At 53.4% G+C, this 12,878-nt stretch carries 14 protein-coding genes; 7 read left to right on the plus strand and 7 right to left on the minus strand.

Annotated elements, in window-relative coordinates; translation table 11 throughout:
- Nucleotides 1–93: 93 nt before the first annotated feature.
- Nucleotides 94–342 (minus strand): hypothetical protein, encoded by a 249-nt coding sequence (locus tag ACXAF0_RS06320; RefSeq protein WP_475344928.1) that lies wholly within the window; start codon nucleotides 340–342, stop codon nucleotides 94–96.
- 336 nt (nucleotides 343–678) lie between these two features.
- On the opposite strand from ACXAF0_RS06320, the gene cimA reads away from it, so the two are divergent.
- Nucleotides 679–2,292 (plus strand): citramalate synthase, encoded by a 1,614-nt coding sequence (gene cimA / locus ACXAF0_RS06325; RefSeq protein WP_475344931.1) that lies wholly within the window; start codon nucleotides 679–681, stop codon nucleotides 2,290–2,292.
- 159 nt (nucleotides 2,293–2,451) lie between these two features.
- A complete protein-coding gene (locus ACXAF0_RS06330) occupies nucleotides 2,452–3,228 on the plus strand; it encodes an RNA methyltransferase (protein WP_475344933.1) in 777 nt (258 codons plus the stop codon).
- 101 nt (nucleotides 3,229–3,329) lie between these two features.
- Here the strand turns inward: ACXAF0_RS06330 and ACXAF0_RS06335 are convergent, their stop codons facing one another.
- Together ACXAF0_RS06335 and ACXAF0_RS06340 are read right to left on the minus strand one after the other, a co-directional pair.
- The gene (locus ACXAF0_RS06335; protein ID WP_475344934.1) at nucleotides 3,330–3,905 is read right to left on the minus strand and encodes a rhodanese-like domain-containing protein; all 576 of its coding nucleotides are present in this window, start codon (nucleotides 3,903–3,905) and stop codon (nucleotides 3,330–3,332) included.
- 24 nt (nucleotides 3,906–3,929) lie between these two features.
- Complete coding sequence (locus tag ACXAF0_RS06340) at nucleotides 3,930–4,388, minus strand: DsrE family protein (protein WP_475344935.1); 459 nt, start codon at nucleotides 4,386–4,388, stop codon at nucleotides 3,930–3,932.
- Nucleotides 4,389–4,764: 376 nt separating this feature from the next.
- On the opposite strand from ACXAF0_RS06340, the gene rpsD reads away from it, so the two are divergent.
- On the plus strand, nucleotides 4,765–5,382 hold the full coding sequence (gene rpsD, locus ACXAF0_RS06345) for a 30S ribosomal protein S4 (RefSeq protein WP_008891604.1): 618 nt from the start codon (nucleotides 4,765–4,767) through the stop codon (nucleotides 5,380–5,382).
- Nucleotides 5,383–5,572: 190 nt separating this feature from the next.
- Nucleotides 5,573–6,211, plus strand: a complete 639-nt coding sequence (locus tag ACXAF0_RS06350) for a DUF4136 domain-containing protein (RefSeq protein ID WP_475344936.1) — start codon at nucleotides 5,573–5,575, stop codon at nucleotides 6,209–6,211.
- An 89-nt stretch (nucleotides 6,212–6,300) separates the two neighbouring features.
- Here the strand turns inward: ACXAF0_RS06350 and ACXAF0_RS06355 are convergent, their stop codons facing one another.
- The 4 genes from ACXAF0_RS06355 to ACXAF0_RS06370 form a co-directional block, all read right to left on the minus strand.
- Complete coding sequence (locus ACXAF0_RS06355; protein ID WP_475344937.1) at nucleotides 6,301–8,502, minus strand: mechanosensitive ion channel family protein; 2,202 nt, start codon at nucleotides 8,500–8,502, stop codon at nucleotides 6,301–6,303.
- Between the two features lie 194 nt (nucleotides 8,503–8,696).
- On the minus strand, nucleotides 8,697–9,029 hold the full coding sequence (gene grxD / locus ACXAF0_RS06360) for a Grx4 family monothiol glutaredoxin (protein WP_008891607.1): 333 nt from the start codon (nucleotides 9,027–9,029) through the stop codon (nucleotides 8,697–8,699).
- A gap of 93 nt (nucleotides 9,030–9,122) precedes the next feature.
- Nucleotides 9,123–10,031: an EamA family transporter RarD gene (gene rarD / locus ACXAF0_RS06365; protein ID WP_475344940.1), complete on the minus strand. Its 909-nt coding sequence runs from the start codon at nucleotides 10,029–10,031 to the stop codon at nucleotides 9,123–9,125.
- Nucleotides 10,032–10,205: 174 nt separating this feature from the next.
- Nucleotides 10,206–10,439 (minus strand): BolA family protein, encoded by a 234-nt coding sequence (locus ACXAF0_RS06370; RefSeq protein WP_475344942.1) that lies wholly within the window; start codon nucleotides 10,437–10,439, stop codon nucleotides 10,206–10,208.
- A gap of 313 nt (nucleotides 10,440–10,752) precedes the next feature.
- Between ACXAF0_RS06370 and ACXAF0_RS06375 the strand changes: the two genes are divergently transcribed.
- The 3 genes from ACXAF0_RS06375 to ACXAF0_RS06385 all read left to right on the plus strand — a co-directional run bounded on the left by ACXAF0_RS06375 (nucleotide 10,753) and on the right by ACXAF0_RS06385 (nucleotide 12,869).
- Entirely contained in the window at nucleotides 10,753–11,247 is a 495-nt protein-coding gene (locus ACXAF0_RS06375; RefSeq protein ID WP_475344944.1) for a glyoxalase superfamily protein, read from the plus strand.
- Nucleotides 11,244–11,702 carry a GIY-YIG nuclease family protein gene (locus tag ACXAF0_RS06380; RefSeq protein ID WP_475344948.1) on the plus strand — a complete coding sequence of 153 codons (459 nt, stop codon included), beginning with the start codon at nucleotides 11,244–11,246 and terminating at the stop codon, nucleotides 11,700–11,702. The genes ACXAF0_RS06375 and ACXAF0_RS06380 overlap by 4 nt, the downstream gene beginning before the upstream one ends.
- A gap of 108 nt (nucleotides 11,703–11,810) precedes the next feature.
- Nucleotides 11,811–12,869 carry an SIR2 family protein gene (locus ACXAF0_RS06385; protein ID WP_475344951.1) on the plus strand — a complete coding sequence of 353 codons (1,059 nt, stop codon included), beginning with the start codon at nucleotides 11,811–11,813 and terminating at the stop codon, nucleotides 12,867–12,869.
- Nucleotides 12,870–12,878 lie beyond the last annotated feature (9 nt).

Here is a 12,878-nt window from a genome sequence, read left to right on the forward strand (position 1 = left end):
CGTCAAACGCAAGGAAAGACTGGCCTTGCGCGTTCTGAAGGGCCTTTTTATCAGTTTTTTGTGATTTTTCCGGGGCTTGCCCGGAATGATCGATCAGTTTGGTTGTCGCCGTGCGTTGTCGACCATGTATTCGGCAAAGGTTTCAAGGATCGGACAGGACCATTCCGCACGGGTCAATTCCCCGTCGCGTTCCCAATCACCATACCAGCGTTCGTCAATGTCGCGGAAAATGGTGTAACGGGCAAAGCGGTCTGATGCAGTCCAGCAATTGCGACCCGACCGTTCCCATGTCAGGCCGGCGAGCATCATGATGTCAACGCTGGCGGAGGCGTCATTTACCATTGTTATTGTCCTTGGACGTCGCGCGATCATTTTAAGTCTTGGTTGTGCAGGGCTTTGATCACGCAGCCTACAATATACAATAAAGTTAAGCATCGAGTGGTGGGGGTTACAATCATTCAAGGGGACAGGTCCGCTATCCTAAAGGTGGGTAATTTGTTGAAATAGAGTGGAAATTGTCTCTGAAATGCCAATGCGCGTAATGCTGTTGCGCTGATGGCTGTTTTGCGGCAATTTGCCAGACCCGCAAAAGACATGGAAACATGAGCCTTGCGGCCAGAACAGAGACGGCACACCAAACCGCCGTCACCGAGAGACTATCGATCAGTTGGAATGAAAATGTCAGACAAGCGCGTCTATCTCTATGACAGTACCCTGCGTGACGGGCAGCAGACCCAGGGCGTGGATTTTTCGGCCGCGGACAAAACCGCGATTGCCAAGGCGCTGGACGAATTGTCGATTGACTATATTGAAGGCGGCTGGCCCGGGGCAAACCCGACCGATGACGCATTTTTTGCCAATCCGCCGAAGCTCAAGAATTCCAAACTGACGGCCTTTGGCATGACGCGCCGTGCCGGGCGTTCGGCATCAAACGATCCGGGGCTTACCAGCCTGGCGCAGAATGCGCCGATCGTGTGCATGGTCGGCAAAAGCTGGGACTTTCAGGTGACCGAGGCGCTCGGAATCGAGCTTGATGAGAACCTTGCGATGGTTGCGGATTCCATTGCGCATCTGAAAACCAAGGTTTCCGAAGTCATGTTCGATGCCGAGCATTTCTTTGATGGCTACAAGGCCAATCGGGACTATGCGCTTTCGGCGATCAAGGCGGCCTATGATGCCGGTGCGCGCTGGGTTGTTTTGTGTGACACCAATGGCGGCACGTTGCCCGACGAGATTTTCGACATTGTTACCGATGTCTGCAGCCAGATCCCGGGTACCCATGTTGGTATTCATTGCCACAATGATACGGAAAACGCGGTCGCGAACTCCCTGGCTGCGGTCCGCGCTGGTGCACGTCAGGTGCAAGGCACATTGAATGGCCTTGGCGAGCGGTGTGGCAATGCCAATCTGATTTCGATCATCCCGACGCTGATGCTGAAGATGGGCTATGACGTTGGCATTTCCCATGACCAGCTGACCCATTTGCGCCGGATTTCGCATATTCTCGATGAGCGTCTTAACCGTGAACCGCTGCGTCAGGCAGCCTATGTCGGTGACAGCGCCTTTGCCCATAAGGGCGGGCTGCATGTTTCGGCGGTGGAAAAGAACCCGACCTGTTACGAGCATGTCGAACCGCATCTGGTTGGCAACCAGCGCCATATTCTGGTGTCTGATCAGGCGGGTCGGTCCAACATACTGGCACGCTTCCGCGAAATCGGTGTCGATGTTGATCCGAAATCAGAAGCCGTCGGCAAACTGGTTGAGACCGTCAAGCAACGCGAATTTGATGGTTATGCCTATGACGGGGCCGAGGCCAGCTTTGAACTGCTGGCACGCAAGGCGATGGGCGAGCTTGATCGCTATTTCCGTGTGACATCTTTCCGTGTGATTGACGAACGTCGCTGGGTAGACGATCAGGATGAGCAGGTCATCACCATGAGTGAGGCCACCGTCAAGGTCGTGGTTGGCGATGAACAGTTCATGTCGGTTGCCGAGGGGAATGGTCCGGTCAACGCCCTTGATGCCGCCCTTCGCAAAGTTCTTCTGACGGTGCCGGAATACCGTGAAGCGGTCGAGCAGATCGAACTGATCGATTATAAGGTCCGCATCATAACCCGCGGCGATGGCACGCGTGCGGTGACCCGCGTCATGATCGAAAGCCGCGACGCCGAAGGCAATAACTGGGCGACGGTGGGGGTTTCGACCAACATTATCGAGGCGTCCTATAACGCGCTGCGCGATTCCATCACCTATAAGTTGTTCAAGTCGGGTGTGCGCAGCCAGCACGCCTGATAACAGATCACGTTTCAGACACAGCCGGACCGGATCAAGGCCCGGCTGTTTTTCGTGGAGATAAGGAGGCTGGCGCGAACGGTTGGCTTTTGCTAAGTAAGCGCCAATATGGACGGGGATGCCCGATCAACCTTCCTTTGACGACCGGAGATTAGCGCGATGAGCGAGCCCATCGGCAGTGCCAAGCCTGAAACAGGCGGGATTGCCAATCCACCCGTGATCATTCTGATCGAACCGCAGCTTGGCGATAATATTGGCAAGGCTGCGCGTGCGATGCTGAATTGTGGTTTGGTGGATTTGCGTCTGGTACGTCCACGCGATGGCTGGCCCAATGAACGGGCAACCGCCAATGCATCGGGTGCCGACATCGTTATTGATAACACCAAGGTGTTCGAGCGCGAAGAAGACGCGCTGGCGGATCTCAATCGTGTTTATGTCACCACGGCCCGCACGCGTGACGCGATCAAACCGGTTTTCACGCCTAAGGGACTGGCGCCAGAAATGCGCAGCGTGATTTCGCGCGGCGAGAAGGTCGGGGTGATGTTTGGCCCGGAGCGCACCGGTGTGCGCAATGAACATGTCGCCATGGGTGATGCGGTGGTTACTGTGCCGCTTAATCCCGGTTTTACCTCGCTCAATCTGGCGCAGGCGGTTCTTTTGATCGGGTATGAATGGTGGCAGGCGGGCGTTGATGTGGCCGATTATCAATTGATGATGGCCGACACCTTCCCGGCGACCAAGGATGATATGGAACGTCTTTTCGTTCATCTTGAAAACGAACTTGATGCGTCGGGGTTCTTCCGGGTGCCTGAAAAGCGCCCCGGAATGGAACGCAATATCCGCAATATCTTTAACCGTGCAAACCTGACCCATCAGGAAGTCCAGACCCTGCGCGGCATGATCGTTGCGATGCGCGGCGGCAAGTACAAGCCTTAAGGCCGCACTGTTTGCCAAGAAACAAAGGGCTCCCCGACCAAGGTCGGGAGCCCTTTGTTGTTCGTGGTGTGGCGGTTGGCAAAGCGCCCAATCGTCAGGTGTTACGGCCGGTCCAGACGATAGATCTTGTCCGGGTTCGGTTTGCTTTGCCAGGGCAGGCCGTCATTCTGCCAGCCATTGAGCAGGCGCAGGCCTTTCTGCGGGCCTTCCTTGATCGCACTGCCCTGAAAACCGTGAACGACATAGTGGGCATTGGCAAAACCGTTTTCCTGCAGGAAGGCGGCACTTGGTTTGCCACGTTCGCTACCCGATCGGCACATGGTGATCACGGTGGCGTCCTTATCCATGCCGCGTGCTTTCAGGGCGGCTTCGATTTGGGCTGCGAAGTCCGGGTTGCGATAAAGCCGGAAGCGGCCCTTTTCGGCGTCCCACTGGGTGCGATCCACCATCAGATAGGGGATGTTGATGTCGACCGCGTCGGTAAAGCCGACAAACAGGATTTCCACCGGGTCACGAACATCAACAAACAGCACGTCGTCCTTTTGCGATGAAAGTTCGAGCGCCTTTGTAGTGGAAACTCCTAGGTCGTCAGCCTTGGCCGGAACCAGCAGGGCGGCGGAAACGGCGATGGCACAAAGCAAAGCCAGACCGGACAGGATGGGGCGAATTTTAAACATGTGCATCATCGGGGTCCTTGGGGCTTAGAACGAAAAGACGCGGGTGTCCTCATTAACCATCATCTTGGCCATGGCGGGTGGGGTTGCGACACCAATGCCATCGCGAAGCGCGCTTTGATCATGCGAACTGTTGGGCAGATAAAGTGCACAGACATTAACCGACGCACCGCCATTCATCAGCTTGACCAAAAGCTGTTCGGGGGTGACCTTCTTGGGTTCAAGAGCCGGGCTTTGCGTTGCGCTGAGTGCAAGGTCGCCTGCCGCGTCACATAACAGAACATCGATCTGCACACCTTGGGCCTGCATGGTGTTGCCAAGAACCATCGCCATGCCCTGGGTCTGCAGGGATGGACTGGTCAGGATGATCAGGGCCTTGTCGATTTTGTCATCCGCCTTGGCGATGGTGACATTCAAAACAAGAAGAACGGCCATCAGAAGGAACATGAATGCAAAACGGCCAGGCGTGATGGTGGATTTGTCCATGGGGGCGCTCCAAATTCTGGTTCATCAATTAATGGTAATGTTTTAATTTGAAAGTGGATTTAGGCGATATGACAATCGTCAATATGGTGTGAAAACAGGGCTAAGGCCTTGGAAAGCCCTCAGATAATGTGGGCTGATTTGAAAAAGCCTTGCTCTGGGATGCCAACCTCTGCAAAAACGGCAGGCAGTGCTTGCGTTCGCAGGTCATGGAAACGGCCATTTTCGTTTGACTCTCGGGCCGTGATCTCTATATTGCGGCTCACTTCCGAGAAAGTGGGTCGAAACAGGTGGTTTCGTCCCCGTTCCGCATGTCTGTCTCCAGGCGGTTGGAAACTATCGGGACAATAAGTGATCTTTAAAAAAAGAGAGTTACAAAATGTCGAAACGTATTGCTGCAAAGCATAAGATTGACCGCCGCCTTGGTGTGAACCTTTGGGGCCGTGCAAAATCGCCGCTGAACAAGCGCGAATATGCACCGGGCATGCATGGTGCCACCCGCCGTAAGAAGCCGACCGACTATGGTACCCAGCTGTTCGCTAAACAGCAGCTCAAAGGCTACTACGGCTCGATCTCTGAAAAACAGTTCCTGCGCTACTACAAAGAAGCGTCCCGTCGTCCGGGCGATACCTCCGAGCATCTGGTTGGTATTCTTGAGCAGCGCCTCGATGCGGTTATCTACCGCATGAAATTCGTTCCGACCGTGTTTGCTGCACGTCAGTTCGTTAACCACGGCCACATTCTTGTCAACGGCAAGAAAGTAACCATCCCGTCCTACCTTGTTAAAGAAGGTGACGTTGTCGAAGTGAAATCCGCTTCGCGCGAAATCCCGATGGTTATGGAAGCAGCCAACCTGAACGAACGTGACGTTCCGGAATATCTCGACGTTGACGCGAAGGCCTTCAAAGGTACCTTCGTTCGCGTTCCGAAATTCGCAGAAATTCCGTACCCGGTTCAGATGCAGCCGAACCTGGTTATCGAATTCTACTCGCGTTAATCCTTACGGGTTTCGCGACGAACCGATACGAAAACGCCCGCTGGAAACAGCGGGCGTTTTTGTTTATCCGGATTTTGCTTCACTCGGCGTGGGGATTCCATTGAACGCAATGATTTTGCGTTGCATTAAGTTGTGCGGATAATGCTAATATAGGCGTCTGTAACAATTTCGGCGACGCGAAGGACCTGAGATGCGTATCTTAATGGTCATACTGGGCATGTTATTATTAATAGCATGCGTGCGGATTCAAGCCACTGTACAAAGCTTTTCAGATTTACCTAATGATTACCCGGGCAAGACTTTAGCGGTGATTGGGTACCCTGATGAGCTAGCAGAGAGCCTCGAATGGAAAACATACAAACCAATTTTCGAAGCTAGATTTTTGGAAAAAGGGTTTGTTATTTCGTCGCCCAATGAGGCTGACTATTTAGCATTTGTGACTTATGGTATCGGTGACCCACAGACCTCTACAGAAATCGGGAGCGTACCCATTTACGGGCAAACCGGTGGAGGCACGACATATCACTCTGGAACAGTCTCTTCTTATGGTGGGGGGTACGGTAGTTACTCCGGGACGAGCTATACGGCTCCGACGTATGGCGTTGTGGGATCGTCAACCTACAGCTACGATGTGACCACTTACACCAGAACAGTTTTCATTGATCTGTTTGACGCCGAAACAGAGCAGAAATTATATGAGAGTTCTGCTGTTAGCTCGGGTTCGTGTGGAGTTATCTCGGAAGTTATAGACGAGATCACAGAAGCAATTTTTAGCAAGTTCCCGTCAGGTTCTGGTCGGGTCACCGTGCCTGCAAAAAGCGATTGTTAGTTAGGATATATATTTGGTTGTAAGAACCAAATATTGTTGGGGGATGAATGATCCAGCTGTCGCTGAACATTTCTACTCTCCTTTGAGACTTAAGTCTTGAGTGGTGTGATCTGCTGGGACGCCTGCTGGGCGGCTGCGGCAACGGCTTCCTGTTTTTGTTCCGGTGTTGCATCTGGCGGGACGTCGACCTTGACGTTGCGTGAGGCCATCTGGATGCCGTTTTCCTTGAACATGGCAAGAACCCGTTGATAGACGGTTTTGCGGATGGTGAATTGTTCGCCGGGCTTTGAGGTGTATTTCAGCCCGATCACCATGTTGAATTCTTCCATCCGCCGAACGCCTTGGGATTTCAGCGGTTCGACGAAGCTGTCGCCAATCAGCGGATCTTCAAGCAGTTCGGCAGCCAGCTTCTTGACCAGTTTCTTGATCTTGTTGACGTCGGTATCAAACGGCACACGGAATTCAAGTTTGACAATCACCCAGTCGCGGCTGTGGTTGACGATGGATTTGACCTCGCCAAACGGGATGGTCTGAAGCGGGCCGCGATGGTGACGCAACTGCATGGAGCGGATCGAGATGTTTTCGACCCGGCCACGTAGATTTTCGACCTCGATATATTCGCCAAGCCGGAACGCATCATCAAGCAGGAAGAACACTCCGGCCACAACATCACGTACCAGCGCCTGACTGCCAAAGCCAAGGGCAAGGCCGACAACCCCGGCACCGGCAATCAGCGGCCCGATATCAACGCCCAGCGATGACAGGGCAACCATCACCACCATGATGACAATCACGGTCAGCGCAAAGTTCTTGAGCAATGGCAGAAGTGTCTCGACCCGGGACAGACCTGATCCGCCGCCTTCGTCACCCGCGTTGCCCTGATTGGACGCATTCATCCGTTCATCAAGGAAGGTCTTGATCAGCGACCAGATCAGATCGGCGATCAGAAGGATCATGATGATTTCGGTCGAACTATCAATGATCCGGGCAAGGATCCCGGCGTCGTTGGCCTGGGCCAGACGGTCAAAGCCCCAGATGCGCCACCAGCTTGCCAACACAAATACCAGTGCAAGAAGCCGGACACCGCGTTTGAGAACCTTGGTAAAGACCGGCGCCTTGGGTTTGACAGGTTCGAACTCCTCGTCACTCTCAAGGGCGATGGCTTCTAAACGTGCGTTATGTTCGGCGGCTTCCTGCTCTGCCACCTGCAATTTCTTGCGATGCTGGCTTTCGATGATGTTGCGGAAGACGACATCAAACAGGCAGGCAATGCCAATGGCCAGAAGCGCCTTAAGGATGCGTTCCGCGCCAATGACGGCAACCCCACCCACCAGGATGAACCAGCCACAGACAATCACGGGCCAAAGGCGGGCCATGGATGTCGGCAGGGCCATTTTTTCAACATCACGGCTCGAAACGTGGCTGGCAAAGAAGCGCCCAAGCGACAGGGTAGCCGCGCAAAAGGCAATGACCGAAATCACCACGGCAACGTCAAACAGGATGATATCGCCCGCGACCATGGTGGGGGCCGCACTGAAGACCCCGGCAAGTGCAAAGGCAAACAACGAAATGCCCGCTGCCCAGGTCAGGCTTTTGGTCAGGGCCCGGGCCGCCAGCGGATCAACATTGATCATGCGCAGCCCTTCGGCCTTGGGCGCGAACAGGAATTGCAGGACAATGACCAGAACCCGCAGCGCAAAGAACGCCATCAGAAGCGACATGACCGCCGCCTTCATGATGCCTGGCCAGTCGAACATCATGAAGGTGCCAAGCGATCCGATGGCAAAAACAAACAGCGACAGCAGCGACAGGACACTAAGTGCCAGAATATGTTTGAGGCGTTCGGAGAATTTTTTGGGTGTGCGGGCTTCGAGATAGGCGCACATCGGTGCTGACAGCCTGCGATAGATCACCTCGGCCAGCATGCCGACACCCACAAACACGATGGTGAACAGCACAATCCGCATCAGACCACTTTGGCCAAAATCACTCGCCAGCAAATCCTGCGTGGCGGCGATTTCGCCCGGCAGCGCGTCAAGCCCACGGATCGTCTCGGCGATGCGCGCCTGTGTCCGGGCCACCCCTTCGTCGAGGAAGCCATAATAGCTGAAGGTTTCGGCAACCACGCCCTCATTGGGGGAAGGGGAGTTGTCGGTTGCGGGGGTATCCTCAGCGCCCCCCATTGCGGCAATGGCGGCCACCTGTGCCTGTGCGGGCATGACGGGTGCGATGAAAGACATCGCAAACAGCCAGATGGCAAAACACGCCATTGTTTTGATTGCTGATTTCATGCCGGTGACCTTCCCCTGTGGCGCAATGGACAGCATCGGTTAAAGATGGGGAAGGATCGCGAAACCATCAAGAAATAGTTTTGCAGCCGTCGACAAATGATCGCATTGGGAGTGTTTTTTTAGGCAGGCATAAACAAAAAACGCGCTGGCGGATACCCGCACAGCGCGTTTGAATGTCGGAATTTCGCAGCACTTTAAGCGGCAGCAACGCCCTTGTCTTTAAGGTGCTGGGACAGCTCACCGCTGGCAGCCATTTCACGTACGATATCGCAACCGCCAAGGAACTCGCCTTTGACGTAAAGCTGCGGAATGGTCGGCCAGTTCGAGAAGTCCTTGATGCCCTGACGGATGGCCGGATCGACCAGTACGTTGACATCCTTGAACGGAACGCCGATCTCGGCCAGAACCTGCACAACAGCAGCGGAGAAGCCGCACTGCGGGAACATCGCGGTCCCTTTCATGAACAGGACGACGTCATTGTCATCGACGTCTTTCTGGATGCGCTCGAATACCGGATTGTCGGTCATGATGATTGTCCTTGGCTTTGGGCGGTGATCTCTCGACCGCGAATTCGGGTTAAACTTTTATGGCCGAAGATATGGCTGGAACCTGCGGTTCTGTCAACTCTTGGCGCGATTTTGCCGCGCGGTGCGCAGGTTATCCCAGCTGTAAATGCCAAGTCCGAACCACACCAGGCCATATGTCACCATATGCGCGGCGGTGAAGGCTTCGCCAAATACCAGTACCGCAATAAGGAATTGCAATGTCGGATTAATGTATTGCATCAGGCCGAGGGCGGAAAATTTCATATTGCGCGCGGCAAAGGCAAACAGCACGAGCGGTATTGTTGTCAGGATCCCAAGACCGATCAACAGTGCGTCTTGCGCCATGCCGATATGGCCAAATGCCGCATCGCCCTGGCTTTCCAGCCAGAAAATATAGCCCAGTGTCACCGGTGAGAGCAGCGCACATTCCACAAAAAGACCGGCAATCGGATCGGCAGGGACAAATTTGCGGATCACGCCGTAAAAGGCAAACAGCGTAGACAGGCTAAGCGCAATCCATGGCAGATGGCCGTAAAACACCAACAGGTTCAAAACGCCGATGGTACAGATCGCGACCGAAACCAACTGAACGCGATTAAGCTTTTCGGCAAAGAAAACCCGGCCCAACAGAAGCATGACCAGCGGCATGATGTAATAGCCAAGGCTTGCCTCAAGTGCATTGCCACTATTGATCGCCCAAATGTAAATGACCCAGTTTCCAGCGACCAAAATACTGCTCAGAAACAGCAGGCCGATGGTGCGGGTCGATGAGATGAGCTCGAGAAGTTTCTTTCGACGACCCAGTGCAAGCACCAGAATCAGCGTCAAAACCGCCGACCATAAAATCCGGTGCGCCAGAATTTCAAAAGGCTCGGCAAAGCCAACCTGCTTGAAATACAGGCCGAAGGCACCCCAGATGGTAAACGCGCCAAGCCCGGCGAGGGGGCCCGGGCCGATCAGTGCCGGTTTTTCTTGAGAAGACATAACATTAAGCCGTGGTCAGTGAATGGGGCTGTGACCGGCCGCTACGTCTTTGGACCAGTTCAGGATGAGCTGAAAGTCAGCGAGGGCCGGAATGAAACGGCCCTCGAAAAGTCTGGCAAGGCGTCATGGTGGTGGCGAGGTGGCGCTGTGCCTTGCAGCTAAAAAGACTGGAAATCAGTCCGGTGCAGAGGTCTGCAGGGCCAGCGCATGCAGATCGCCGCCCATTTTACCCTTCAGCGCCGAATAGACCATCTGGTGCTGAACAACGCGGGTTTTGCCGCGAAACTGTTCGGATACGACAATTGCTGCGTAATGATCGCCATCGCCGCGCAAATCCTCGATGCGGACCTTTGCATCGGGCAGGGCTTCCTTGATCATGCTTTCGATTTCATAGGCTTCCATGGCCATGGCGCGTATTCCTCATGGTTGATCGGCGCAATATTCGGGACCGCCGATATGACTTCTTTTGACTGGTATATGTCGTTGTTAAGGGGGCTGTCAATTTTTGTGAAACGCCCGTTATCCGGTGATGACAGCCAACGCGTAGGCCTTGTGTTTACGCCGATATTGGGCTAACACGCATTCTTCTGGTTGCGCACACCTGCCGTCCGCAAGGTTTATGCCTTTGGTAAAGTGCGTTGAATGAATTTTTCGGACCCGTTTCCCGATCAGGGTACGGCCCGGCAATGCGGACCCCCGGCCTCCTGCGTGGAGACGAATAATGACTTCCAATACGCTTAATATCGGATCTACCGATCATCAGGCTGATACGACCGAGGCGCTCAAGGCACAGGCAAAACGTCTGCGCAAGGCTTTGGCTGCGCGTGACGTATCCATTTCGCATACCGGTTCACTGGAACTTCTCGCGCAAAGCCACGGTTACCGTGACTGGAACACCGCCATTGCCATGGCAAGGCGCAATATCCCGACCAGTGTGTCGGACCTTGGTATCGGTAAACGTTTTGCCGGGTCTTATCTCGGCCATGCGGTGACCGGGCTTATTCGCAGTATCACCGCCACCGCGACACCGGGCGTGTTTCGGGTTGAGGTGCATCTGGACGAGCCGGTGGATGTGGTCGCGTCAAAACGGTTTACCGGTTTTCGCCAACGCATTGGCGCGCGGATTAATGAACATTGCGAACCGGTCCTGACCAACGGCATGGCTGCTCCCGGTCTTTCGATTGATCTGCTGTTGAAAGAACCCGCCCGCGCGTGAGCATCTTTATCAAAGAGATAAATGACGAAACCCTCCGGCAGCTTCCAAAAGTTGCCGGAGCCTACGCTCTGGTCATCGAGCTTACTTCTGACCTGCCCCTGAAAAACAAACGCTTTGCCGGAACGACCCTGCCCAAAGGGACTTACCTTTATTGCGGCTCGGCCAACGGCCCCGGCGGCATTGCTGCGCGCGTCAAACGCCACTGCAAACCGGACAAGAAACCCCACGGGCATGTCGATGTGCTGACCTCAGCCGGGGCCGGAAAAGTGGTTTCAGTGCTGGTGGTACCGGGCGGGAATGAATGCCAACTGCGGGCTGCCTTGCAGGAACCAGATACGCAGGTTCCGGTTCCGGGATTTGGCAGCAGCGACTGTAGCGACTGCGCATCACATCTGATCAATGCATCGGGCGGGGAAATCCCAATGGCGACTGGGAGCATTGGATCTTGGCTCTAAGAGCTAAAGCCAAAAGTATTTAGCTATTTGCAACTCTTAAGAGTAGTGGTCCTTCTGTGCCTGTTTAAATAGGATATTGTACATCTACTTGTAATCCTCGGGGGGGCTATGGACGACAAAGCAAAAGCAGATTGGGTTTTTGACTTCAGTCAGAAGTGCCTCGCAGAGCATCCAGTGTTGGTGGTTGGTAGTGGTGCTTCGGCCGTACATAGCTTGCCAACGATGGGCGAACTAGCTGACTATTTGATCGAAAAAATCGAAGATCTTGGTGTCCCTGCAGATGCTCAAGATGTATGGGCCAGATTCAAAGAAGTAGTATTTGAACAAGGGCTTGAGCAGGCCATTGATGAGGCTCTGTTGTGGAGGCATGAGGAACTTTACAACACACTCAGATTGCTTACTTGGGAATGTGTAAAGGGTCCCGAGGAAATAGTACGAAGCCTCGCTATTGCCGACAAAACCCACATACCGCTGTGCAAGCTAATTACTTATTTATTTAGAAGTCATCACAGAAAAATATCTATAGTTACAACTAATTATGACAGAATACCGGAGTATGCAGTGGACTGTGTTGATGCCTGTGCATGGACAGGATTTCATGGTTCATACTTTGGGAAATGGTTGGGTTTTTCTCCGCCGTTGGAGTTCTGGAAGTCAAATAAAAGAGTGCAACAGAATACTGTTGAAATACTAAAAGTTCATGGATCTTTGGATTGGTTTATGAATTCTTCAAAGCAGCCTGTTAGGCTGATCGGAGTTGATAAAATTCCAGTAGACCATTCTGCCCTAATCGTCCCGCCTAGTTTGCGTAAGAGTGAGGAAGTTCTTATGGCTCCTCTTCGTGATATTTTAGCTCATACCGACTACACACTATCGAATGCCAATGGATTTTTTTGCGTGGGTTATGGCTTTAACGACGAACACATTCAGACAAAGCTACTAGAGCGAGCAAAGACGAAAAAAATACCCATAGTTCTTCTAACCAAGAAAATTACTGACAGGGTTCGCGAGATATTCCTGAAATCGGAGCATGAGATCCAGTTTCTAATACTCGAGGAAGGTACGGGAGTATCTACTCGCTGCTTCAGTCATATTGATCGTGCTGGCTTTGAAATTGAAGCACATAGTTTTTGGGATCTCCGTCATTTTATGAATGAAGTAGTTTAGGTGAGTTCA

Source organism: Thalassospira sp. ABD4_177, from assembly GCF_056160125.1.